Source organism: Erythrobacter rubeus (genome assembly GCF_014705715.1).
Classification (GTDB): Bacteria; Pseudomonadota; Alphaproteobacteria; order Sphingomonadales; family Sphingomonadaceae; genus Erythrobacter; species Erythrobacter rubeus.
In genome coordinates this window covers 2,390,660-2,411,564 of the sequence record NZ_JACXLC010000001.1, presented here as the reverse complement: position 1 = coordinate 2,411,564, position 20,905 = coordinate 2,390,660, and the positions used below count along the sequence as shown (strand labels likewise).

The 20,905-nt window shown below is 61.5% G+C and carries 27 protein-coding genes; 22 read left to right on the top strand and 5 right to left on the bottom strand.

Annotation, left to right across the window (positions count from 1 at the left end; translation table 11 throughout):
• Window position 1: 1 nt before the first annotated feature.
• The 4 genes from nadB (at window position 2) to IB285_RS11855 (ending at window position 4,511) form a co-directional block, all read left to right on the top strand.
• Entirely contained in the window at window positions 2-1,588 is a 1,587-nt protein-coding gene (nadB, locus tag IB285_RS11870) for an L-aspartate oxidase (protein WP_190788367.1), read from the top strand.
• A gap of 69 nt (window positions 1,589-1,657) precedes the next feature.
• Window positions 1,658-2,593: a TraB/GumN family protein gene (locus IB285_RS11865; protein ID WP_190788366.1), complete on the top strand. Its 936-nt coding sequence runs from the start codon at window positions 1,658-1,660 to the stop codon at window positions 2,591-2,593.
• Between the two features lie 291 nt (window positions 2,594-2,884).
• Complete coding sequence (locus tag IB285_RS11860) at window positions 2,885-3,397, top strand: hypothetical protein (RefSeq protein ID WP_190788365.1); 513 nt, start codon at window positions 2,885-2,887, stop codon at window positions 3,395-3,397.
• A gap of 205 nt (window positions 3,398-3,602) precedes the next feature.
• Window positions 3,603-4,511: an alpha/beta fold hydrolase gene (locus tag IB285_RS11855; RefSeq protein ID WP_190788364.1), complete on the top strand. Its 909-nt coding sequence runs from the start codon at window positions 3,603-3,605 to the stop codon at window positions 4,509-4,511.
• Window positions 4,512-4,523: 12 nt separating this feature from the next.
• Here the strand turns inward: IB285_RS11855 and IB285_RS11850 are convergent, their stop codons facing one another.
• A complete protein-coding gene (locus tag IB285_RS11850) occupies window positions 4,524-5,096 on the bottom strand; it encodes an HD domain-containing protein (RefSeq protein WP_190788363.1) in 573 nt (190 codons plus the stop codon).
• A gap of 598 nt (window positions 5,097-5,694) precedes the next feature.
• Between IB285_RS11850 and IB285_RS11845 the strand changes: the two genes are divergently transcribed.
• The 8 genes from IB285_RS11845 (at window position 5,695) to IB285_RS11810 (ending at window position 11,594) form a co-directional block, all read left to right on the top strand.
• Window positions 5,695-7,755 (top strand): ribonucleoside-diphosphate reductase subunit alpha, encoded by a 2,061-nt coding sequence (locus IB285_RS11845; protein ID WP_190788362.1) that lies wholly within the window; start codon window positions 5,695-5,697, stop codon window positions 7,753-7,755.
• Between the two features lie 115 nt (window positions 7,756-7,870).
• Window positions 7,871-8,230: a PilZ domain-containing protein gene (locus tag IB285_RS11840; protein WP_190788361.1), complete on the top strand. Its 360-nt coding sequence runs from the start codon at window positions 7,871-7,873 to the stop codon at window positions 8,228-8,230.
• Between the two features lie 88 nt (window positions 8,231-8,318).
• Complete coding sequence (locus IB285_RS11835) at window positions 8,319-8,510, top strand: hypothetical protein (protein ID WP_190788360.1); 192 nt, start codon at window positions 8,319-8,321, stop codon at window positions 8,508-8,510.
• 8 nt (window positions 8,511-8,518) lie between these two features.
• Window positions 8,519-8,746 carry a hypothetical protein gene (locus tag IB285_RS11830; RefSeq protein ID WP_190788359.1) on the top strand — a complete coding sequence of 76 codons (228 nt, stop codon included), beginning with the start codon at window positions 8,519-8,521 and terminating at the stop codon, window positions 8,744-8,746.
• The gene (locus IB285_RS11825; protein ID WP_190788358.1) at window positions 8,743-9,030 is read left to right on the top strand and encodes a hypothetical protein; all 288 of its coding nucleotides are present in this window, start codon (window positions 8,743-8,745) and stop codon (window positions 9,028-9,030) included. The genes IB285_RS11830 and IB285_RS11825 overlap by 4 nt, the downstream gene beginning before the upstream one ends.
• A 208-nt stretch (window positions 9,031-9,238) precedes the next feature.
• Window positions 9,239-10,288, top strand: a complete 1,050-nt coding sequence (locus IB285_RS11820) for a ribonucleotide-diphosphate reductase subunit beta (protein ID WP_190788357.1) — start codon at window positions 9,239-9,241, stop codon at window positions 10,286-10,288.
• A 90-nt stretch (window positions 10,289-10,378) separates the two neighbouring features.
• Entirely contained in the window at window positions 10,379-10,606 is a 228-nt protein-coding gene (locus IB285_RS11815) for a DUF2188 domain-containing protein (RefSeq protein ID WP_190788356.1), read from the top strand.
• A gap of 814 nt (window positions 10,607-11,420) precedes the next feature.
• Window positions 11,421-11,594: a hypothetical protein gene (locus IB285_RS11810; RefSeq protein ID WP_190788355.1), complete on the top strand. Its 174-nt coding sequence runs from the start codon at window positions 11,421-11,423 to the stop codon at window positions 11,592-11,594.
• On the opposite strand, the gene IB285_RS11805 is transcribed toward IB285_RS11810, so the two are convergent.
• Window positions 11,595-12,158 carry a hypothetical protein gene (locus tag IB285_RS11805; protein ID WP_234033139.1) on the bottom strand — a complete coding sequence of 188 codons (564 nt, stop codon included), beginning with the start codon at window positions 12,156-12,158 and terminating at the stop codon, window positions 11,595-11,597. It abuts the gene before it with no gap.
• A gap of 227 nt (window positions 12,159-12,385) precedes the next feature.
• On the opposite strand from IB285_RS11805, the gene IB285_RS11800 reads away from it, so the two are divergent.
• From IB285_RS11800 to IB285_RS11785, 4 genes are all read left to right on the top strand, one after another.
• Complete coding sequence (locus IB285_RS11800; protein WP_190788353.1) at window positions 12,386-12,685, top strand: hypothetical protein; 300 nt, start codon at window positions 12,386-12,388, stop codon at window positions 12,683-12,685.
• Between the two features lie 520 nt (window positions 12,686-13,205).
• A complete protein-coding gene (locus IB285_RS11795) occupies window positions 13,206-13,469 on the top strand; it encodes a YdcH family protein (protein ID WP_190788352.1) in 264 nt (87 codons plus the stop codon).
• Window positions 13,462-13,623, top strand: a complete 162-nt coding sequence (locus tag IB285_RS11790; RefSeq protein WP_190788351.1) for a hypothetical protein — start codon at window positions 13,462-13,464, stop codon at window positions 13,621-13,623. The genes IB285_RS11795 and IB285_RS11790 overlap by 8 nt, the downstream gene beginning before the upstream one ends.
• Before the next feature lie 209 nt (window positions 13,624-13,832).
• Window positions 13,833-14,120, top strand: a complete 288-nt coding sequence (locus IB285_RS11785; protein WP_190788350.1) for a hypothetical protein — start codon at window positions 13,833-13,835, stop codon at window positions 14,118-14,120.
• A gap of 18 nt (window positions 14,121-14,138) precedes the next feature.
• Here the strand turns inward: IB285_RS11785 and IB285_RS11780 are convergent, their stop codons facing one another.
• Entirely contained in the window at window positions 14,139-14,798 is a 660-nt protein-coding gene (locus IB285_RS11780) for a hypothetical protein (RefSeq protein WP_190788349.1), read from the bottom strand.
• 119 nt (window positions 14,799-14,917) lie between these two features.
• Between IB285_RS11780 and IB285_RS11775 the strand changes: the two genes are divergently transcribed.
• Window positions 14,918-15,838, top strand: coding sequence for a sulfotransferase domain-containing protein (locus tag IB285_RS11775; RefSeq protein ID WP_190788348.1), 921 nt, complete (start codon window positions 14,918-14,920; stop codon window positions 15,836-15,838).
• Window positions 15,839-15,877: 39 nt separating this feature from the next.
• Here the strand turns inward: IB285_RS11775 and IB285_RS11770 are convergent, their stop codons facing one another.
• A complete protein-coding gene (locus IB285_RS11770; protein ID WP_190788347.1) occupies window positions 15,878-16,423 on the bottom strand; it encodes a thermonuclease family protein in 546 nt (181 codons plus the stop codon).
• A gap of 160 nt (window positions 16,424-16,583) precedes the next feature.
• On the bottom strand, window positions 16,584-16,922 hold the full coding sequence (locus IB285_RS11765) for a BufA1 family periplasmic bufferin-type metallophore (RefSeq protein WP_190788346.1): 339 nt from the start codon (window positions 16,920-16,922) through the stop codon (window positions 16,584-16,586).
• A 228-nt stretch (window positions 16,923-17,150) separates the two neighbouring features.
• On the opposite strand from IB285_RS11765, the gene argB reads away from it, so the two are divergent.
• The 5 genes from argB to IB285_RS11740 all read left to right on the top strand — a co-directional run bounded on the left by argB (window position 17,151) and on the right by IB285_RS11740 (window position 20,891).
• Complete coding sequence (gene argB, locus IB285_RS11760; protein ID WP_190789099.1) at window positions 17,151-18,065, top strand: acetylglutamate kinase; 915 nt, start codon at window positions 17,151-17,153, stop codon at window positions 18,063-18,065.
• A gap of 104 nt (window positions 18,066-18,169) precedes the next feature.
• Window positions 18,170-18,469, top strand: coding sequence for a YggT family protein (locus IB285_RS11755; RefSeq protein WP_190788345.1), 300 nt, complete (start codon window positions 18,170-18,172; stop codon window positions 18,467-18,469).
• A complete protein-coding gene (folD, locus tag IB285_RS11750; RefSeq protein WP_190788344.1) occupies window positions 18,469-19,362 on the top strand; it encodes a bifunctional methylenetetrahydrofolate dehydrogenase/methenyltetrahydrofolate cyclohydrolase FolD in 894 nt (297 codons plus the stop codon). Before IB285_RS11755 ends, folD begins: the two co-directional genes overlap by 1 nt.
• An 82-nt stretch (window positions 19,363-19,444) precedes the next feature.
• The gene (locus IB285_RS11745) at window positions 19,445-20,215 is read left to right on the top strand and encodes a hypothetical protein (RefSeq protein ID WP_190788343.1); all 771 of its coding nucleotides are present in this window, start codon (window positions 19,445-19,447) and stop codon (window positions 20,213-20,215) included.
• 55 nt (window positions 20,216-20,270) lie between these two features.
• Complete coding sequence (locus IB285_RS11740; RefSeq protein ID WP_190789098.1) at window positions 20,271-20,891, top strand: MarC family protein; 621 nt, start codon at window positions 20,271-20,273, stop codon at window positions 20,889-20,891.
• Window positions 20,892-20,905 lie beyond the last annotated feature (14 nt).

Genomic DNA, 20,905 nt, shown 5'->3' with positions numbered 1-20,905 from the left:
GATGAATAACGCACAATACGATGTGATCGTCATCGGCTCCGGCGCCGCGGGCCTCACGGCAGCGCTCGAACTCGCGGAATCGAAGAGAGTCCTGGTGCTCGCCAAGGGGACGCTGACGGGTGGTTCGACCGCCTGGGCACAAGGCGGGATTGCGGCGGTGCTCGATGCAGGCGACACCTTCGAAAACCATGTGCGCGATACCATGGTCGCGGGCGCGGGCCTCAACGACCGCGAAACGGTCGAATTCGTGATCGAGCGCGCGCCTGCGAGCATCGACCGGCTGTGTGAGCTCGGCGTCCCTTTCAACCGCGACGCGGATTCGCTGCACCTCACCCGCGAAGGTGGCCATTCGCATCGCAGGATCGTCCATGTCGACGATGCGACCGGTTGGGCGGTGCAGGAAGCGCTGCTGAAAGCGGCTGAGGCGAGCCCGAACATTACCATGCTGGCCGGGCGCACCTGCATCGATTTCATCACCGACCGCCACCGGGAAAAGTTCTCCGCAGCCGGGCGGGTCTGGGGTGTCTATGCGCTCAACGAGGAAACCGGGCGGGTCGAGCGGCACATCGCAAAAGCGACAATCCTCGCCGCGGGCGGCGCGGGCCGAGTCTACCAGTTCTCTACCGCCCCGCGCGGCGCCACGGGCGACGGGATCGCGATGGCTTGGCGAGCGGGCGCGCGGGTTTCCAACATGGAAATGATGCAGTTCCACCCGACCTGCCTCTACAATCTCGAGGTCAAGAACTTCCTGATTACAGAGGCCGTGCGCGGCGAGGGCGGGCACTTGCTCCACCCGGAGACCGGGCGCCGGTTCATGGCGGATTACGATACCGAGCGGATGGAGCTGGCCCCGCGTGATGTGGTGGCGCGCGCGATCGACGATCAGATCAAGCGCTTCGGCCTGGACTTCGTGCATCTCGATATTAGCCACCAGCCGGCCGAATTCGTGACCGAGCATTTTCCGACCATCCATGAAAAGCTATCGGGCCTTGGCATCGACATGACGAAAGAGCCGATCCCGGTCGTCCCGGCGCAGCATTACACCTGCGGGGGCGTGGTGGTGGATCTGTATGCGCGCACCGATCTGCCCGGCCTTTGGGCAGCGGGCGAATGCACCGAAAGCGGGCTTCATGGCGCGAACCGGCTGGCATCGAACAGCCTGCTCGAATGCTTCGTATTCGGCGAAGCGGCGGCGAGCGACATCATCACGATGTGGGACGAACTCGATGAACCGCCTGCGATCCTGCCGTGGGATGAGAGCCGCGTGACCGATTCCGACGAAGAGGTGGTCATCAAGCAGAACTGGACCGAAATTCGCCGCTTCATGTGGAATTATGTCGGCATCGTGCGCACGACCAAACGGATGGAACGCGCGCGCAACCGCATCGCGCTTTTGAAGCAGGAGGTGGAGGATTATTACGGCAGCTTCCGCGTGACGACCGACCTGATCGAGCTCAGGAACCTGCTGCAGGCAGCCGAGCTGATCGTCGACAGCGCGCTGAGCCGCAGCGAAAGCCGCGGGCTGCATTACACGCTGGATTACCCCGAGACCGACGAAACGCCGCGGGATACGGTGCTGGTGCCGTAAGCAGCGTTTTGACTGGATTCATCGCAGTTCGGCATTATTGAAATCCCCGAAGGAAACTCGAGCGCCCGCATGAAAACTGGCATATTCACTCTCGCTGCGCTTGCCATTTGGGCGGTACCGGCGACGGCGCAGGACACCTCTGCCGCGCCGACCACCCAAAACCAGATCGTCGTCACCGCCCAGCGTTCGGGTGCGCCGATGTGGTTCATTGAGACCGAGACCGGCACTGTCATCCTTGTTGGAGAAATCCGCGCGGTTCCCAAGTCGACGCCGTGGCAACCCGACCGGCTCGAAGAGGCGACCGCCGAAGCCGACCGGGCGATCATCCGCGCGCGGCCCAAATTTTCGCCCGGCGACGTCTTTCGCCTGATCTTTCGCGGAGGGCGCTTTACTAGGCTGCCGGACAAGGGTGTTGCCGCCGACTACCTGACGATAGAGCAGCGCGCCCGGCTCGCCGCGCTCGAGGAAGAGTACGATATCGATTACGATCGCCGCTCCTTCCTGATGACCAGTTTCGATCTGCTCGCGCGGCGGCTCGATTTCGACGACGATACTACCGATGATGCGACCGATATTGTGCGAAAGGCGGCGGACAAGGCCGACGTGCCGATCACGCGCCCGGAGCGTTTTCGCGGCGAGGACCTGCTCGACGATCTCGCCGAAGCGGACCCGCGCGAGCACATTCCCTGTCTCGAGGCAGCGATGGCGGCCACCGAAGCCGGCCAGTCTATTATCGAGGCGCGGGGCAATGACTGGCGCAAATTCGATGTGCCTGCAGTCATGGCAAACCCGCTCGAAGTGGCGCTGGGCCGTTGCTGGCCTTGGGCTGATGCGGAAGTCGGTGAGGAAATCCGCGCGCAATGGGTCGGCTTGATCGAAGAAGCGGCTGTCGAGGAGGGCACCAGCGTCGCCGTCGTGCCGCTGCGGGTCCTCGCCGAAGAGGGCGGCGTGCTTGACGAGCTGGAAGGCCGAGGCTTCGCAATCGGCGGTCCGACCTGGCGCTGAGCCCTTTTCGCCGTTTACGCCCGTCGAGACCCGTGAGCAGTTTATCGATGGCCAACGCCGCTCAGGCGACATAAAAAGCCTTTTGGCGATGCATAATTGTAATCTTCGTTCAATCTGGCACTTTGCCTATCGACGCGGTGGGCGGCACCTTGAAACCCCTTGAGGTGAATTTGCGACATCTGCTCACCGCGTCTGATCGACCGACAGGGCCAATGCACGAGTAAACGGGACTGGTGTTCGGCATGTCTTTGCGATCGATCATCTTCGAGATTTTTGGAAGAGGATGATCCGATGAATACCGTGACGAAAACCATCTCCGCTGCCGCTATGGCCGCTGCCTTGGCGCTGCCCTTGTCCGCTCCTGCATCTGCCAGCGAAAAGGCCGAGGGCGCGTCCGACGATATCGTCGTGCTGTCCGCCAGCGCGATGGAGCAATGGCAAGAGGACACCACGAAAGACCTCAACCGCGCGCTCGCAAGAGAGCCGATCACGCGCAAGGTTCAGCCCAACAACGCCATTGTCGAGGTAGCGTTCACCATGGGCGCGGACGGGACCGCAGAGAATATCGAAGTGCTTAGAGGCAGGGGCAATTGGGCTGCGCGGCGGGTCGCGAGGCACGCTGTTGCGAAGCTCGATACGCTCGCCGAAGTACCGGTGGCCAACGCCGAAAACATCAAGTTCCTGGCGCGGATCGTGTTTGCCGACAATATCGAGATCAAAGAGCAGCTTTATGCCGAGATGAAGCGATCCCGGCCCGAACGCTTTGCCGCGGGCGAGAACAAATACATCCTGCTTGGCGGCTAAGGTAGACACGCATCTCCTGACGCCGAGGCCGGCCCCCTAATCAGGGCCTGCGCGCCGCATCCCCCTGCCTCCAGTCCCGCTTGGTTAGTACCGAGGGTCAGGGTGGGTGCGGCGCGTTTTTGCGCGCGCTTTCGCACCGGGACTTGGGTAATGAGCCGTTTTCGGGCATTCGGGCGAATGGAAAGCCAACTCACGGAGCGAATGAATGCCGACCATTACCGCCAACGGCGTCGAATTGTTTTACGAAGAGCAGGGCAACGCGAACGACGAGCCGATCCTGCTCGTCATGGGGCTGGGCGCGCAGATGATCCTGTGGCCGGACGAATTCGTCGAAGCGCTGAAGGGCCATGGCTACCGCGTGATCCGCTATGACAACCGCGATATCGGGCTCTCGCAGAAATTCGAAGGCGCAAAGGCTCCGGGGATCAAGACGCAAATCCTGCGCAAGCTGATCGGCTTCCCCGCAAAGGTGCCCTACACGCTGGCCGACATGGCGGGCGATGGTGCGGGGCTGCTCGACGCCTTGCGGATCGAGCGCGCGCATGTGGTCGGTGCCTCGATGGGTGGAATGATCGCGCAGCTGATGGCGATCAACCACGCCGACAAGCTGCACTCGCTCACCTCGATCATGTCGACCACCGGCCACCGCAAGCTGCCCCAGGCGGACAAACCGGCCATGGATGCGCTGGTCGCACCGTTGCCCTCGATGAAAGAAGGGGACCTCATCGCGCACGGGATCAAGGTGCAGCAGGCCATCGGCAGCCCCGGCTTTCCGGCGGACCCCGAGCGCCGGCGCCAGCGCGTGTCCACACTGGTCAGGCGCAGCGTCTATCCCGCTGGCCTTCCGCGCCAACTTGCAGCGATCATCGATGATGGCGACCGGCGCGAGCGTCTGAAATCGGTCACCACGCCCACGCTCGTGCTGCACGGCGAGGCCGATCCGCTGGTCAAGCTGGAAGGCGGAAAGGACACCGCCGCGCATATTCCGGGCGCGAAGCTGGTCACTCTGCCCGGCTGGGGCCACGACCTTCCGCCAGAACTGATCGACCGGCTGGCGCAAGAGATCGCGGCGCATGCGAAGGGCGCGACGCAGGATAATTCCGTCGCAGCCTAACCTTCGAGCTTTTCAAGCGATCGCGCGAGGTTTGCGCGCGCGAGCTTCGAACCGGTCCTGTCCCCATGGGCTGAAATACAGCTGTTCGCGCTGCGAGAAGTGGCGCAGGACTTTGGCGCGGCCTTCGCGAAAGGCGTCGTCCGGCACGTGGGCGTACTCCGCGCGGATTTGCTGCTCGTAGATGTCGAAGCGGCTCGCCGGCGCGCCGAGGATCCCCAGGTCCATGTCGAGAAAGTGCGCGCAGTCCTGCTGCGCCGCCTCGGACAGGTCGCTCGGCAGGTAATGCCCTTCGGTTGCCTCTATCATCCTGCGTGCGGCTGAGAGGCTTGCGGGCGATAGCGGGGGCGCGCTTTCGATCAGCAAAGCCGCGCTGCGCCGTTCATTGTCCTTGGCGCGCGGATCGTAAATCGCATCGTGAAACAGGATTGCGTAAAGCACCGCTGCGCGGTCGCTGATCCGGTCCTCTACGGTTTCGAAATGAGCCAGCAACGCTTCGACATGCGACCAATCGTGATAATGGCGCGGCGCCTCGCCATGACGATCGAGCAGATTTTCGAGCAATGCGGATGGGACCGATTCGAGCATCGGGTGAGGTTAGCCGCGAGCGCGCGCTGCGTCGCCGCATTTCGCGTTTTCGACCTTGCGAGGTGAGCGTTTTGGCGCCGCCCTCGGCGCGATCTGGATTCGATTGTTGCGCCCTCGGATTCGATTGATTCACAAGCCCGCTCGGCAGCTTTTGCCCGCTAAAATTTTTTCGCAGATTCCTTTTTGGGGTTGCGTGTTCGAGAAGCCTAGGAATTCTGCTGCGTCGCTGCGTTGCAGTAACGTAACACAGTGCGAAATCGGCGTGTGGATTTGCGTTAATCGGTATTTACCCTCTTGCGCTGCGGAGTCCTGTGATTCATCATTTAGTGGTTGTTCGGGGCTGCATACCCACAAGACCTAGTGATCGCAGCGCATCGACCCCATATTGATACTTGGGGCTTTCGCGCAGGGGATCGGAGTCTCAAGCGTGGGTCAGATCGGCACCGGACAGGGTGATCATGGGGATAAAATGCAGGACAGGCTGTGGCTTTCCTGCGGAGATTCTGTTGATCGGGCTGTAGAGAACAGAATCGGAACATGCGTATTTCTTCGCTAGAAGGTCGCATGGCTCTGATTCAGGGACACGAACGGGGCTGAGATGGAATTTAAAGCGAGTGATAGCGTGCCGAACGAAGCGACAGGCGATGTGCTGACCGAAACGGATACGGGCGTGGCAACCGATGCCCCCGCTGCGAAAGCGAGCGCCACGAAGAAAAAGGCTGTAAGCATGAAGACGAGCGACAAGGGCAGCGAAGAACTGGTCGCGGAAAAGGCCGGAGAAGCGCTCGCCAGTGCCATCGGCGAAGCGGCCAAGAGCGCTGCCGACACCAGCAGCAAGAAGGTCAACGATCGCCGGTTCGACATCACGATCGATGAAAGCCGCGATGCCAACCTGACCGAATTCGGCAAGGAAACGCTGACCGATCGTTATCTGCTGCCCGGTGAGAAATATCAGGACCTGTTCGCGCGTGTTGCCGATGCCTACGCCGATGATCAGGAGCACGCCCAGCGGCTTTACGACTATATCTCGAACCTGTGGTTCATGCCGGCAACCCCGGTTCTGTCCAATGGCGGCACGTCGCGCGGCCTGCCGATCAGCTGCTATCTCAATTCCGTGTCCGACAGCCTCGATGGCATCGTCAACACCTGGAACGAGAATGTCTGGCTTGCATCCAAGGGCGGCGGCATCGGCACCTATTGGGGCAATGTCCGCGGTATCGGTGAGCCGGTGGGCCTGAACGGCAAGACCAGCGGCATCATCCCGTTCGTACGCGTGATGGACAGCCTGACGCTGGCGATTTCGCAAGGCTCGCTGCGGCGCGGTTCGGCGGCGTGCTATCTCGATATCTCGCACCCTGAGATCGAGGAATTCCTCGAAATTCGTAAGCCTTCTGGCGACTTCAACCGCAAGGCCTTGAACCTGCACCACGGCGTGCTGCTAACTGACGATTTCATGGAAGCCGTGCGCGAAGGCGCCGAGTTTGAGCTGAAATCGCCCAAGACCGGCGAAGTGCGCGGCTCTGTCGATGCGCGCTCGCTGTTCCAGAAACTGGTCGAAACCCGCCTTGCCACGGGTGAGCCCTACATCGTGTTCAACGACACGGTGAACCGCATGATGCCAAAGCATCACCGCGAGCTGGGCCTGAAGGTCTCGACCTCCAACCTGTGCTCCGAAATCACCCTGCCGACCGGTGTCGACCATCTCGGCAATGATCGCACGGCAGTGTGCTGCCTCTCCTCGCTCAACCTTGAAAAATGGGACGAGTGGAGCGGCGACAAGCAATTCATCGAAGACGTCATGCGCATGCTCGACAACGTCCTGCAGGATTATATCGACCGTGCGCCGGACGAGATGGCCCGCGCCAAATATTCTGCCGAGCGGGAGCGCAGCGTGGGCCTCGGCGTGATGGGCTTCCACTCCTTCCTTCAGCAAAAGGGGCTGGGCTTCGAAAGCGCGATGGCCAAGGCGCTGAACCTCAAGATGTTCAAGCATATTCAGGCCAAGGCATCGGAGGCCAGCATGCTCCTCGCGCAGGAGCGCGGACCGTGCCCGGACGCTGCCGAAATGGGCGCGATGGAGCGGTTCAGCTGCAAGATGGCGATCGCGCCGACCGCGTCGATCAGCATCATCTGCGGCGGTACCAGCGCCTGCATCGAGCCGATCCCGGCGAATATCTACACGCACAAGACCCTGTCGGGCAGCTTCATCGTGAAGAACCCGTATCTGGAGAAGGTGCTCGACAAGAAATCGAAGAATTCGAACAATGTCTGGAATTCGATCCTGGAGCAGGGCGGCAGTGTCCAGCACCTCGATTTCCTCACCGCCGAGGAAAAGGCGAGCTTCAAGACCAGCTTCGAAATCGACCAGCGCTGGCTGCTCGAATTCGCCGCCGACCGCGCGCCCTATATCGATCAGGCGCAGTCGCTGAACCTGTTCATCCCGGCCGATGTCGACAAGTGGGATCTGATGATGCTGCACTTCCAGGCGTGGGAGAAGGGCATCAAGTCGCTCTATTACCTCCGCTCGAAATCGGTCCAGCGCGCAGGCTTTGCCGGCGGGGTCGAAGCGGACAACACGAAAGACGCCCCCGAAATCGCGCTGAAAGCCGAACTCGGCGAACAGCAGACCGATTACGAGGAATGCTTGAGCTGTCAGTAGGCTCTGTCGGCGTGCAATTCCAAACCCCGCGAGGCACCGGTCTCGCGGGGTTTTTCTTTGCCCGCCTGTCACGTTTACGCCGATTTAAGCATCATCGCGTTACGCCCGCGATGTCATGCGCACCCGTCAGACTTCTCGTAAAACGATCACGCTTCCGGGCCGGTACTTCACCGGGCTCGGCAGTCAGGTCGACGTTACGCTGACCGAACTTTCGGTTGGTGGGTGCCGCTTTCCTGCATCGGGCAAGAAGCTGATCCCCGGCGCGCCGCTGCAGATCTATATCGGAGCCTCTGGCCCGCATCGCGCAAATATCCGCTGGTCGGAGAACGGCGAGGTCGGTGTGACATTTGCGACGCCGCTCAGCGAGGAACAGCTGGGCCGGTTGCAGGACGATCAGGCCGCTGCCGCATCCGCACCGGCTCCGCCGGGTGAAGGCGACGACCTGCCCGGCGCGATGCCGCACCGCTTCTGCTGATCGCCGGCCTCTCGCGCAAACCTCGCAAGGCGCTACGATCTGTGTCATAGTCCCGCTCTGGACACACGGAGAGGGAAGGCACGCAAACATGACATCCACACTTTGGATCGGGCTCGCCGGGACCGTTTTGGGCCTCGCATTCCTCATCAACGCATACCGCACCTTGCGCGTCAGCATCCATGGCCACGCCGCCAACGCCGCGCGCATTCACATACCGGTGGTGATCATGTTCCTGCCCGTGCTGTGGTTCATCGTCGCGGTGAAATACTTCTCCGGATGAGCGAGGCCATGGCGATCATCACCGCGATCGTCCTGATCGCTACCGGGATGGTTTTCGGCTGGAGCGGCTGGACGGTCTTGCGCGGGCGAAACCGCCAGGTCCAACCGTCTGCCAGCGCCTACAATCAGACGCCGTTCAACCGCGCGCTGCTCTTCTGGACGGCGCGGATCGCAATTGTCTTCGGCCCGGCCTTCGCCTTGCTCGGGGCTGCAATGCTGCTGGTCGAGATGTCATGATCGGACGGATCGCCGCCGCTTTCGCGCTCGCATTGCTGCTGTCGGCTTGCGCGTCGCAGATCGATGCCGGGGTCAGCGCAGGCGCGGAGGTGCCCGGTTTCTGGTGGGGCCTGTGGCACGGTTTCATCTTTCCATGGGCCTGGATCGGATCGCTCTTCAGCCCGGACATCGCCGTCTACGCCGTCCCTAACACCGGCGGCTGGTACGATTTCGGCTTTTTCGTCGGGATTACCGTGCTGGGCGGCGGCAGTTTCTTCGGGTCTAAGAAACGCGGTTCGGGGTAACGCAAACGGCCCCGGAAAGGCACGCACCGGCCCGCACTTGCACAGCCCGCAAGCAAGGGTGTTGAGGCCCGTGCAAGTCAGCCGAACACCCGCTCTGTTCGACTCAGATTTTGCACGGTTTATCCCCGCCGAATTATACCTGCTTGCCTTCGAATTCCGGCTCTGATTCCCTATATGAGTCGTTCACGCCAAACAAAGGGACCACAACATGTCGTTGCTCGAAGCCAGAAAGACCTACAAGCCCTTCGAATATCCGTGGGCCTACGACTTCTGGAAACGCCAGCAGCAGATCCACTGGATGCCCGAAGAGGTGCCGCTGGGTGAGGATTGCCGCGATTGGGCGCAGAAAATCACCGAGCATGAGCGCAATCTGCTCACCCAGATCTTCCGCTTTTTCACCCAGGCCGATGTCGAGGTGCAGGATTGCTACCACGACAAATACGGCCGCGTGTTCAAGCCGACCGAAATCAAGATGATGCTCACCGCGTTCTCCAATATGGAGACGGTCCACATCGCCGCCTATTCGCACCTGCTCGACACGATCGGCATGCCCGAAAGCGAATACAGCGCCTTCCTCGAATATGAGGAGATGAAGGACAAGCACGATTACATGCAGCAATTCAGCGTCGACAGCGACGAAGATATTGCCCGCACGCTCGCCATGTTCGGCGGCTTCACCGAAGGGCTGCAGCTGTTCGCAAGCTTCGCGATGCTGATGAACTTCCCGCGCTTCAACAAGATGAAGGGCATGGGCCAGATCGTATCGTGGTCGGTCCGCGATGAAAGCCTCCACTGCGAAGGCATCATCAAGATGTTCCACACCTTCTGCGAGGAACGCAACTGCCTGACCAAGGCGGTGAAGGAAGACATCATCGATGTCTGTCAGAAGACCGTGCGGCTGGAAGATGCCTTCATCGACCTCGCGTTCGAAATGGGCCCGGTGAACGGGATGACCGCGACCGAGATCAAGCGCTACATCCGCTACATCGCCGACTGGCGGCTGAAGCAGCTGGGCCTGCAGCCGGTCTACATGATCGAAGAGCACCCGCTGCCATGGCTCGCCCCGCTGCTGAACGGCGTGGAGCACGCGAACTTCTTCGAAACCCGCGCAACCGAATATTCGAAAGGCGCAACCACCGGCAACTGGAACGACGTGTGGAGCTCATTCGACAAGCGCCAGAAGGCGAAGGCGGTCAATGAGGACGAAGAGGCCGATGGCGGGCCGGATATGTTCGGGGAAGTTGAAGCGGCGGAGTGAAGGGCTGTCTCCAAATTGTCACAAAAGAGTCCTCAATTTAGAACATCTAGTGGCTAAACCGCGAACATCACGAAAACTTAGGAGTTCGTCATGTCGAATGGTAAGGATTACTGGACCGCACCACATAAGGATGGTTGGCAAGTGAAACGCGAGGGCGCTTCAAGAGCGACTTCGGTCCATAAAACGCAAGCCGAAGCGTGGGCAGAAACAAAGTCCCGCGCTCGCGATGCGCAAAGCGAAGCATATTTGCAAAATCAAGAAGGTCGGATCAGAGAACGCAACACCTACGGGAACGATCCGCGGAAGACGAAGGGTTAATGCGATCGCGACCGGCCAGCATCCTTTAGATGGTAGAGACGACTGGGAGTGCTACGACCAACATATTGCGGAGCGGAATAGGCTAATTGACAGTAAGCGGGCGGCAGAAGACGCTTTCGTAAAGACGGTAATTCAACTGTCCTCGGCGATAGCGCTTCTTGTGCCAGGATTTATGCTAACCCAGCAAACTGAACTTCTAGAGCCCTCGGCTATTTTGCTTGTGGGCATCAGCCTCATCTTCGTCTCCCTAGTCTCTGGACTTTCGGAGCAATTCGTCAGTTCGCTAGCGTACGGCAAACAAATCCAGAAAACCGACGATTACTACACTCGCAAGAGCGCCGATGCATCAATGCCAGCTCTTTCGAGAGTCGTTCTGTTTCTGCTTTTCTCGACTTTCATTTCATTCCTTCTGGGGGTGGTCGTGACTAGCTTTGCTTTGCTTTCAGGCCCTTGGAGCTAATCATGTCAGATAAAAATCGCCCGACCCCTAGACCCACGCCACGACCGACCCCTCAACCTCGTCCAAATCATGACAGTCCGGGCAGATCCTCGCCCGGCAAATCAGTCCCCCCGACAACACCGCCGCCGCCTCCAACTAGCCCGCGAAAGTAGTAGCTGCTGAGCTTTGCGCTGGATGTGTCGTCATCGCGTCTAAGGTGCATAAATGTGGCTTTAACTCAATCATCGCCCCGGGACTTGATCTGGGGCCAACCTCTTTCCGCGAAGCTCGTTTAAGAACAAGCGGGATCCCGGCTCGGGGGCCGAGATGACGGATGGAGGGGTATCTTCAGGATTTGCCGCTATTCGCGTTGAGATGGGTAGCCTTCATAAATTCAACCCCGATAAGCCAAGAAAGCTCGGCCAGACCGAATGGACCGAGGGCGGCATGCGGCTCGCGCCGGTGAAACGCGTTGTCGAGAGTGACTGGTTCCTGCCTGCTATGCTGACTTTACCGGTCGGCGCGTTCGTTCTCGTGTTCTTCTGGTAGCTAGACCCCACCCAACAGCACCCGCGAATACCAGACATGCGCGTGCATCAGCCCGCGCCAGCCGGATTGGTCGATCCCTCCAACCCATGAACCAAAGTAAAGGCGCGTCCCGTCCTTTCTCGGCTCCACAGCGAACCAGCTTGCGGTGTTTGTGTCCTTGGACTCGAGCAAAATCTCTTCGAGTCTTGTTTTGCGCAGCGCCTCCGCGCTGCGATTTCCTCGGCCCTTTCGGGCCTGCGGGCGCCCGGTCGGGCTTGCGGACCCTGCGGGTCCGTGCTCCGCGACTTCCCCTCCAGCGTTGTGATCTCGCCGCTCCACCACCCTCCAAGCGCCGAACCTGTCCGTCTCGCCTCTTGCCAGCGCGCGGATGTCGGCGCGTGAGGCGGGGGTGCCGAGGGCTTTCAGGATCAGGCGTTCGGGCAGGAAGGCCGTGCTGGAATAGAACCGCTCGATAAACTGCGCGAGCGAGACCTCGCCCCCGTCGACATTGGGTACGTCACGGATAAAACAATCGCGGTAATCCTCGGGCCCGCCGAATGCGGCGAGAAGGCTCCCGGGCGGCACCTCCGTCTGCCTGACTTTGCTGTGCGAGGCTCTACCCATAGGCGGCATTGTATCGCAGAAATCTGCCGCATGCAGGTGGTCCCTGATCGCGCTCTGCATCGGCCCCAAGCCGCGCTGAAAAACGCCTGCAATTCAGATACCTGCTCTTCGGTTCCCGATTACTTTTCGGAACACGCGCGGCCGCTTTCGCATTGATTAACCAAAACACACATCATCAGGAATCAATCATGCGAACCACATTCAAACCCATCGCTGCCGTCATGACGGCATTCAGCGCGGCCAGCTTTGCGCTCGCCGCCTGCACCGCCGAAACCGCCGACCCCGCCGCCGATGCGGGCGAGACCGCCGCCGCGCCTGCCGACAATGACGCGCTCACCGGAGCCGAAATCGAGCAGGCCGTGCCCGGCATCGAGGACGCCGATCCAGAAGGCGAAACCGGCGTCACTGCCGACCTCGGCGAAGAAGAGAACGTCGAATACACCGACGACGCAGACAGCGACCGTGAAGCCGAAACCGCGCGCGACTGACGCACCGCAATCGCGGGCTGCGCGCGCCGGCTTTCCTACTGCAGACCGTCTGCGATAGGACTGGTGCATGGCCCGCGCCTTACCTTTCTCCCCCAAGTTTTCAGAGCCACCGCGCTGGCGGCTCATCGTGCGCTGTGCGGGCGGCGAAACCCGCAGGGAACCGCCGAATTTTTCTTCTCCAAGACCGTGTAACATGCGGTCCATGTCTCCCCCGGCGCTCTCGATGGCCGGAAGGCGGGGAGCGCTAACGCTTTCTTCACGCCCCGCGGCGATAGGGGGTTTGGTTAACGGCCTTTCGGCCCATAGACGGGGGTTCTCACATGGTGTTTCTGGAAGCAGTCGGCGGATGCGTGCTCGGCCTGATCGGCGGGTTGTGCGTGTTCGCCTATGTGATGTAACGCGATGCTCCAGCCCTGCCGAACCGCTTTGCGCAGCGCCTCGCAGGCGCTTTGACCCATATCAAAGACAGGCCCTGCGGCGGCGCATAGGCTCTCCTTCGCAATCACAGGAGAACGCCTCTATGTCCGCACACACGCCGCATGAACTGCACGACGAGTTTCCGCACGATGTGGAGGCCATGCGCTGGCTGAAGCTCGGCAATGCGCGTTTCAGCAAGCTTGCCGATCATTACCATGCGCTCAACCGCGCGATCCACCGGTTCGAAACCGAAGTGGAACGGTGCAGCGATTTCCACGTCGAGCGGCTGAAGAAGCAGCGGCTGAACCTGCTGGACGAGATCGCGGTGATGCTTGAAAATGCGGAGCCTGAGCGCGCCCATGCCTAAGATCGTCTTCCCCCACCGCCGCCGCGCCAATCCCATCACAACGCTCGCGCGGCGGCGGCGATTGCGACATGCGGGTGTCGCGGGAATCGGCGCGGTGATTGCCGCACGGCGTGCGGCGAAGGCTGCGCGCACCCTCGCCCGGCGAATGGGCTGATCACGCGAATATCGCCCTGTCGCCTCGACGAAAAGGGCGTCATCCGCGCCGGGCCAAGGCCTGTGGGAGAGAGGCGCGGATCCCATGAGGACAGCGCATGAGGCGATGCGCTGTCCTCGCCAATTGGGGCAGGCTGACGAGGTATTTCGGACCTCAGCCGCGCTTTGGGCATTGATGGTGTGAAACGATCACAACAGGAAAGCCCAATTATGCGAAATCCTCTCAGATACGCCGCGCCGCTGTGCCTCACCATTGCCGGCCTGACCGCCTGCACTGGCGAAACGATGCCCGATAGCGGAGACGATGTGAGCGACGAGGTCATCGATGCAACGTCCAGCGATCTCAATGTCGAACAGCCGGTCGTGCGCGAAACGCCCCTTCCGGTCGATGCCAACGGCGCAAAGAGCGCGGACACCGAGCAACCGACTATCGGCGCGGACGCTGTCTCAGGTGAAGTGGGCTCCGGAGCGGAGGCGCCAAACCCTCCCGGAGGCTGAGCCTAAGCGGCGGCAGAGTCATTCATGCCCCCAGGCGGGCGGAGGCGGCGCGACCTCATCTGTCAGATCGTACTCGACGCGGAAGAAGCGGGGTCCGGGCGCGCCGCCGTCGACGGTGCGCTGCAATTGAAAGGCGAAAACGCCGTCCTCGGTGCCCGCGGGATCGACTTCGACCCGCCAGACATTCGTGACGGACGCGGTTAGATCTTCTGCGCGAAACAGCGCTACGCTCTCCGCGTCGACGGGAAAGTCCTGCGCGTGGGCGGTACCATCGCTCGCCGTATCACCGCCATACATCGTGACGGCATCGCTCTCGCCGTCCTCATGACGGTGATCGTGTTTTAGCCGCAGCCCGTCACCGGTGCGGGTGATCACCCACGTCCGCGACCGATCCCATTCACCGTTCAGCTCGACATGGAAGGGCACGGCGATCCGATCCTCAGAACACTCGCGCACATGCATCACCATATCCGCACCGGCGAAATCCGCATCGGCCTCGTCGGTGCTGACCAGACTGCCGCGATAGGCCTTTCCGCAATGGCTCGACAGCGCATCCCAGAACTCGTCCTGAGCGCTTGGCGGCCGATCGGGCTGAGGCTCGTCGGCTGCTGTTTCGGCGCAACCGGTAAGAATGAGCGCGGGGACGACTGTCGATAATGCGAAATGCCTATTGATCATTTCCGGTGTGTACCGCGTGCGTCCAAGCTTTCCTACTCGCAAAGATAGGCCGCTTGCGGTTGCCGGTGTCTGTACGTTCTCTATACCTCGGCCTGGGACGCTAGGTTTGAGAGCACATTATGAGCAGCGAGAAAATCGGCCGGGCGCGTACCATAGAAGGATTCGGCGAAGTGATGGGCGCCGCGGCGCAAGGCGAGCGTCCGAGCCACCGGCCTTACAGTCCGCAGCGCGGTGACACCTTCATCACCAGCTGGGCGAAAAGCGGCACCACGTTGATGCAGCAGATGTTTCATCAGCTGCGCACCGGCGCGGCTGGCGGCGATATGGAGTTCGACGATATCAGCCGCGTGGTCCCCTGGGATGACACGGCATATCTCCTCGATTTCGACATGGAGACCGAGCAGGCCGGCACCCCGCGCGGCTTCAAGTCGCATCGCGAGTACGAGCGGCTTCCCGCCGGAATGCGCTACGTCGTCACTTTGCGCGATCCGAAGGAGACCTTTGTATCGTTCTACCGCTTCATCAATGGCTGGCATCTGGAACGCGGCGCCGTATCGATGGAGGAATTCATGCCGCTATGGATGGGCGGCGGTCCCGGCGGGTGCGACTACTTCACGCACCTGCTCAGCTGGTATGACCGGCGGCATGAGCCGGATAGCCTCGTCATGACCTATCGCTGGGCGGTCAAGAACAAGTCTGCAGCGATCCGCGCCTTGGCTCAGCTTTGCGAAATAAATCTGACTCCGGAGATCGAAGAGCTCGTAATGAAGCGCACAACGCGCGAGTTCATGCACGAGCACAAGGACAAGTTCGACGATGGCATGATCTGCCGCGTGCTCGAGGAAAAGTGCGGAATCCCGGCGGCGAGCGATTCGAGCAAGGTGCAATCCTCCGGCAGCAGTGCGGACGCCCTACCTGCATCGGTGGCTGACGCGATCGATGCGATGTGGGCCGAGCGCCTCTTACCTGTCACCGGACATGCGGATTTCGTATCGCTCGCGGCGGAAGTGGATGCGGCTTTCGGTTCGTCTCGAGCCTGACAGCGCCAGGATAGATGGCCGCAGTCAGGTTGGCGGTGCTCAGCGGCACCAATCGACTTTGACCGCGTCCCAGCCATTTTCCGAGGCCAGGTTGCGCTCAATCAGGACGCGGCCGACATATTCACGCGATCCATCAGGCAGAACGCGCCGAACCTCCCGCAGCTCTCTTCCATATTGGTCGCGCGGGGGATCGGCATCGCCGTTCCACTCGAACGGGCCGCGGGAAAGCCATTGATGCAGCGCTGTGCGCGCCTGCCGGGCTCGCTCCGCCTCGGCTGCGCAGGCTCCGTTCAATTCTGGCGCGTCGAACCCAAGGAGCCTGATCCGCCGCCGATCCCTTCCGTTTCCGAGGACAAGCGTATCGCCATCGACGACGCAGCCGTCCGCGCCCGACCAGGCTTCACCGCACAGGGCGAAATCATCGGAAACCGGGACCCAGCCCTGTTCGTGCGCGTAGGGGCGATAAAGAAACCACCAGGCTGCGCTGACAACTACGAGCAGGGTCGGCGCGCGCCAAAGCAGCCACCATGATCGAAGTTTGGAATGCCGACTGGGTCTTCGGCGACGAGAGCGGCGCTTGAGCATTGGGTAGGCAGCGTAGCAGGATCGGCGGTCAACCCAAACGCCGGAGGTCGCAAGGCGGCTGCTGCACGCTCCATCGCGGCCAACAAAAAAGCCGCCGAGAATCAAACCTCGTGCGGCCTTCTGGTCGGCACGGTGTTAGCCGTGCTGCCTGGCTCGAAGCTTAGGCTTCGATCGGCTCAAGCGAACCGGTGCCGTTCGGCGTGGTGATATCGAGGCAGGTGCCCGCGTCGACATAAGTCCATGCGTTGCCCTGGTAGTCGACGACCGACGTACCTGCACAGCTGGTGCCCGGGCCTGCAGCGCAGTCGTTCTCGCCGGCTTTGGAAACACCGTAGCATTTCTCCTTTTCGCCGCTGCCCGCTGCTGCAAGAGCGGCTTCTTCGGTGTTGGCTTCAGCGCTGGTACCCTCGGCAGGCGCGTCGGCGCCGCCCGAACATGCGGCGGCAAGGCCGGCGGCTGCGGCAAGGGTAATCGTACCTTTGATACGTGCGGTGTTCATAAAACTTCCTCCAATCCAAGATCTCAACGAAAGCGCGTGAAGCGCCGTCACCAAGCGATTCGCATAGAACAGGCAAAAGGTTACGGTGCCAAGCGCAAAATGTTCAACAGTGCCTGAGGTGCGGATCGGCGCCATGGTGCTTTGCAGTCGGCGAACGAAGCGGCTAAGCGCGCGGCATGTCCGAAGCGAATTGCGGCGCTTTCAAGCCAAAGGACGGCCCGAATGACGATGAAGAACGACCTTCCTGCTGACGAGAATGTCCGGGCGCTGGACCTGTCGAAGGCAGAGACGCTGATCGAGGCTCTGCCCTATTTCCAGCGCTATGCCGGACGGACTTTCGTGGTGAAATACGGCGGTCACGCCATGGGCGAGCCTAAGGCGGCGCGCGATTTCGCCGAGGACATCGTCCTTCTGAAAGCCGTGGGCATCAATCCCGTGGTTGTGCATGGGGGCGGTCCGCAAATCGGCGATATGCTCTCGCGGCTGGGCGTCGAGAGCACGTTCGTCGACGGCTTGCGAGTGACTGACGAAGCGACGGCCAAAGTCGCGGAAATGGTGTTGTCGGGCGCGATCAACAAAGAACTCGTCGGGTGGCTTTCGGGTGCCGGCGGGAAAGCCATCGGCATTTCGGGCAAGGATGGCGGGCTGGTCACCGCGCGCAAGGTAGAGCGCACGACACGCGATCCGGAAAGCCTCATCGAGCGCGTAGTCGATCTTGGCTTCGTCGGCGAACCGGCTCAAGTCGACACCAGCGTGATCGATACGGCGGTTACAGCGGGCATGATCCCGGTGATCGCTCCGATCGCAGGCGGCGAGGACGGGGCAACCTACAATATCAATGCAGACACGATGGCTGGCGCGATCGCCGCCGCTTTGGGCGCGGCGCGGCTGTTCCTGCTGACCGATGTTGCGGGCGTTCTCGACGCGGATGGCCAATTGCTGTCCGATCTGACCCCGGCGGATATCGCGAAGCTGCGCGAAAGCGGCGTGATCACGGGCGGCATGGTGCCGAAACTGGAGACATGCGTGTCCGCGGTCGAATCCGGCTGCGAGGCGGCTGTTGTGCTCGATGGCCGCGTACCGCATGCAATGTTGCTCGAATTCTTCACCGCTCGCGGCGCGGGCACTCTGGTGCGCGCCTGACCACGCTGCTAGTGGCTTGATACTGGATTTTAGCGTATTACATCGGTAACACGCCTGTTGTCCGTTTGCAGGGCGCATTGAACTAAAAAAGTAGGAATTCTTGAATGTCCGGATTGGTTGCAGTTCAACAGATTATCAGCTTGATCACCAGCGCGTTCATCATGCTGATCATCATCCAGTTCGTGATCGGCCTGCTGTTTGCATTCAACGTGGTGAACACCTCGAACCAGTTCCTGATGCAGGTGTACGAATCGATCAATCGTCTCCTCGATCCGGTCCTGCGTCCGATACGCAATCTGATGCCCAACACCGGCGCGATCGATTTCTCTCCGTTGGTGCTGATCATCCTGCTGCAGATCCTCCAGATCGTCGTCGGATCGATCGTCAGTTCGGCCGCTTATTGATGAGCGCAACCCGGATCGACGGCAAGGCGTTCGCGGCCCGCTTGCGCGAGCGTGTGGGCGAGTACGCCGCGCGCTTCGCCGAGGCAGCTGGACGCCGTGCCGGGCTGGCAGTGGTGCTGGTGGGCGATGATGCCGCAAGCCAGGTCTATGTCGGGGCAAAGAACAAGGCGACGGTCGCTGCCAACATGGCGAGCTTCGAACATCGCCTGCCCGCCGATACCTCTGCCGCAGCGCTGCTTGCTCTGGTCGAGCGGCTCAACAACGACGACAGCGTCGACGGTATCCTGGTGCAATTGCCGCTGCCCGATCACCTCGACGAACAAAGCATCATCGCAGCGATCAGCCCGGACAAGGATGTCGACGGGTTTCACGTCATCAACGCGGGGCGCCTCAGCGTCGGCCAGAGCGGGTTTGTGCCCTGCACGCCGCTTGGCTGCATGATGCTCTTGACCGACCGGCTGGGCGATCTCTCGGGTCTGGAGGCAGTCGTGATCGGTCGCTCCAATATCGTGGGCAAGCCGATGGCGCAGCTCCTGCTCGATGCCAACGCCACCGTGACGATCGCGCACAGCCGGACCAAGGACCTAGCCAGCGTCGTGCGCCGCGCCGATATTGTAGTTGCGGCGGTCGGGCGACCGGAGATGATCCGCAAGGACTGGCTGAAAGATGGTGCGACGGTGATCGATGTCGGCATCAACCGCCTTCCGCCCGAACCGGGCAAGGACAAGGGCAAGCTCGTCGGCGATGTGGCCTATGACGAGGCGAGCGAGGTTGCCGCAGCAATTACGCCTGTTCCAGGCGGCGTCGGGCCGATGACCATCGCCGTTCTCCTGCGCAACACGCTGGTTGCTGCTCACCGCAATGCCGGTCTGGACGTCCCCGAAGGTCTTTAGCCGCGGCGCAGGTTGCGCTGGCGGTCAGCTGCGGTAAATCGGACGGGCTGCATTCCTGCGGCGACAGTCTCCTGGAGGATCGATGAAGAAACTGCCTCTCGCCCTGACAGCCGGTGCCTTCACACTCGCGCTTGCCGCGTGCGGCGGTCAGCCGCGTCCCGCTGGCCCTCCTACCCAGGTCATCAATCGCGTGTTGCAGAACGCGCCCGGTGCGGCGCAGCCTAGCGCTGTCGTGAAGACCGAGCTCGCCTTTGCAAGAGCGGCGAGGGAAGAGGGACAATGGACAGCCTTCCGCCAGTATGTCGCACCCGGCGCGATCCTCCATGGCCGCAACGGTGGCATCGACGCCGCTACGTGGCTGGCTCCGCTTAGCGATCCCGAACAGGCGGTTCAGTGGGCACCGAAAACGGTTGTGATGAGCTGCGACGGCTCGCTCGCCGTTAGCCTCGGCCGGTATCAGGACCCCGAAGGAATCGTCGGCGATTTCGTCACGGTGTGGGAACGGCAGCCCGATCTACAATATCGCTGGGTCTACGATGTCGGAGGGCCCGACGTACCCCAGCCGCCCCCGCGCAGGCAGTTCGAGGATGGCGATATCGTCGTCACCGCTATCGATGCGGTGGAGGGGCTCGTCGCGACCTGCCCGCGGGCCGGCACAGCAATTCCGCCGCCGCCTTCGGATTCCGCCGTTGGCATGCGCGCCGAGGACGCGAAACTCTCAGGCGATGGCACATTGCGCTGGCGCTGGCAGCACCGCGGGGAAAGCGAGAAATACGTTGCCGCGGAGTATTTCTACAACGGCGAGTGGGTCACTGCGGTCGAAGAAGTGCTTGCATCGCCCGCCGAAGAGTGATGAGGGCGGCGCGACTTTCCTAGCGCAACTTTTCGGGTGAGCCCGGCCCATGGTCCTGACCGAACTCTTCATTTCCGCCTTTATCACGCTGTTCGTCGTGATCGATCCGCCAGGCTGCGCGCCGATCTACGCCGGGCTGACCAAATCCGCGCCGCCGGCAATGGCGCGCAAGATGGCCCTGCGCGCGACGGTTATCGCGACCATCATCCTCACGATCTTCGCTTTCTTTGGCGAAGACCTGCTCAAAGCGCTTCATATCGAGCTCGACAGCTTCCGCATTGCAGGCGGGCTGATGCTGTTCTTCATCGCGTTCGAAATGGTTTTCGAAAAGCGTACACAGCGCCGCACAGAACGTGCGGAGAAAGTCTCCGCGTCCGAAGTCGAGGACGTATCGGTCTTCCCCATGGCCATGCCGATGCTCGCAGGACCGGGCGCAATCGCGGCGATCATGCTGCTGATGAACGAGGCTGACGGGGTAGAGCAGACAATCGAGGTCTTCGCCGCGCTTGCTGCGGTTTTGGTCATAACGGCCGCGGCCCTGGTTGCGGCAGGCCCTTTGATCCGTCTGCTCGGGGATAAGGTCGAGGCCGTGATTACCCGGCTGCTGGGCGTGCTGCTCTCAGCGCTCGCCGCGCAATATGTGATCGACGGTCTCAGGGGCAGTTTCGGCTTCTGACGCGCTGGCTGGCG

What these genes read in the sequence shown, in the direction of transcription:
- nadB (WP_190788367.1), top strand. Translation starts at nt 2, where the DNA reads ATGAATAACGCACAATACGATGTGATCGTCATCGGCTCCGGCGCCGCG.
- IB285_RS11865 (WP_190788366.1), top strand. Translation starts at nt 1,658, where the DNA reads ATGAAAACTGGCATATTCACTCTCGCTGCGCTTGCCATTTGGGCGGTA.
- IB285_RS11860 (WP_190788365.1), top strand. Translation starts at nt 2,885, where the DNA reads ATGAATACCGTGACGAAAACCATCTCCGCTGCCGCTATGGCCGCTGCC.
- IB285_RS11855 (WP_190788364.1), top strand. Translation starts at nt 3,603, where the DNA reads ATGCCGACCATTACCGCCAACGGCGTCGAATTGTTTTACGAAGAGCAG.
- IB285_RS11850 (WP_190788363.1), bottom strand. Translation starts at nt 5,096, where the DNA reads ATGCTCGAATCGGTCCCATCCGCATTGCTCGAAAATCTGCTCGATCGT.
- IB285_RS11845 (WP_190788362.1), top strand. Translation starts at nt 5,695, where the DNA reads ATGGAATTTAAAGCGAGTGATAGCGTGCCGAACGAAGCGACAGGCGAT.
- IB285_RS11840 (WP_190788361.1), top strand. Translation starts at nt 7,871, where the DNA reads ATGCGCACCCGTCAGACTTCTCGTAAAACGATCACGCTTCCGGGCCGG.
- IB285_RS11835 (WP_190788360.1), top strand. Translation starts at nt 8,319, where the DNA reads ATGACATCCACACTTTGGATCGGGCTCGCCGGGACCGTTTTGGGCCTC.
- IB285_RS11830 (WP_190788359.1), top strand. Translation starts at nt 8,519, where the DNA reads ATGGCGATCATCACCGCGATCGTCCTGATCGCTACCGGGATGGTTTTC.
- IB285_RS11825 (WP_190788358.1), top strand. Translation starts at nt 8,743, where the DNA reads ATGATCGGACGGATCGCCGCCGCTTTCGCGCTCGCATTGCTGCTGTCG.
- IB285_RS11820 (WP_190788357.1), top strand. Translation starts at nt 9,239, where the DNA reads ATGTCGTTGCTCGAAGCCAGAAAGACCTACAAGCCCTTCGAATATCCG.
- IB285_RS11815 (WP_190788356.1), top strand. Translation starts at nt 10,379, where the DNA reads ATGTCGAATGGTAAGGATTACTGGACCGCACCACATAAGGATGGTTGG.
- IB285_RS11810 (WP_190788355.1), top strand. Translation starts at nt 11,421, where the DNA reads ATGGGTAGCCTTCATAAATTCAACCCCGATAAGCCAAGAAAGCTCGGC.
- IB285_RS11800 (WP_190788353.1), top strand. Translation starts at nt 12,386, where the DNA reads ATGCGAACCACATTCAAACCCATCGCTGCCGTCATGACGGCATTCAGC.
- IB285_RS11795 (WP_190788352.1), top strand. Translation starts at nt 13,206, where the DNA reads ATGTCCGCACACACGCCGCATGAACTGCACGACGAGTTTCCGCACGAT.
- IB285_RS11790 (WP_190788351.1), top strand. Translation starts at nt 13,462, where the DNA reads ATGCCTAAGATCGTCTTCCCCCACCGCCGCCGCGCCAATCCCATCACA.
- IB285_RS11785 (WP_190788350.1), top strand. Translation starts at nt 13,833, where the DNA reads ATGCGAAATCCTCTCAGATACGCCGCGCCGCTGTGCCTCACCATTGCC.
- IB285_RS11780 (WP_190788349.1), bottom strand. Translation starts at nt 14,798, where the DNA reads ATGATCAATAGGCATTTCGCATTATCGACAGTCGTCCCCGCGCTCATT.
- IB285_RS11775 (WP_190788348.1), top strand. Translation starts at nt 14,918, where the DNA reads ATGAGCAGCGAGAAAATCGGCCGGGCGCGTACCATAGAAGGATTCGGC.
- IB285_RS11770 (WP_190788347.1), bottom strand. Translation starts at nt 16,423, where the DNA reads ATGCTCAAGCGCCGCTCTCGTCGCCGAAGACCCAGTCGGCATTCCAAA.
- IB285_RS11765 (WP_190788346.1), bottom strand. Translation starts at nt 16,922, where the DNA reads ATGAACACCGCACGTATCAAAGGTACGATTACCCTTGCCGCAGCCGCC.
- argB (WP_190789099.1), top strand. Translation starts at nt 17,151, where the DNA reads ATGAAGAACGACCTTCCTGCTGACGAGAATGTCCGGGCGCTGGACCTG.
- IB285_RS11755 (WP_190788345.1), top strand. Translation starts at nt 18,170, where the DNA reads ATGTCCGGATTGGTTGCAGTTCAACAGATTATCAGCTTGATCACCAGC.
- folD (WP_190788344.1), top strand. Translation starts at nt 18,469, where the DNA reads ATGAGCGCAACCCGGATCGACGGCAAGGCGTTCGCGGCCCGCTTGCGC.
- IB285_RS11745 (WP_190788343.1), top strand. Translation starts at nt 19,445, where the DNA reads ATGAAGAAACTGCCTCTCGCCCTGACAGCCGGTGCCTTCACACTCGCG.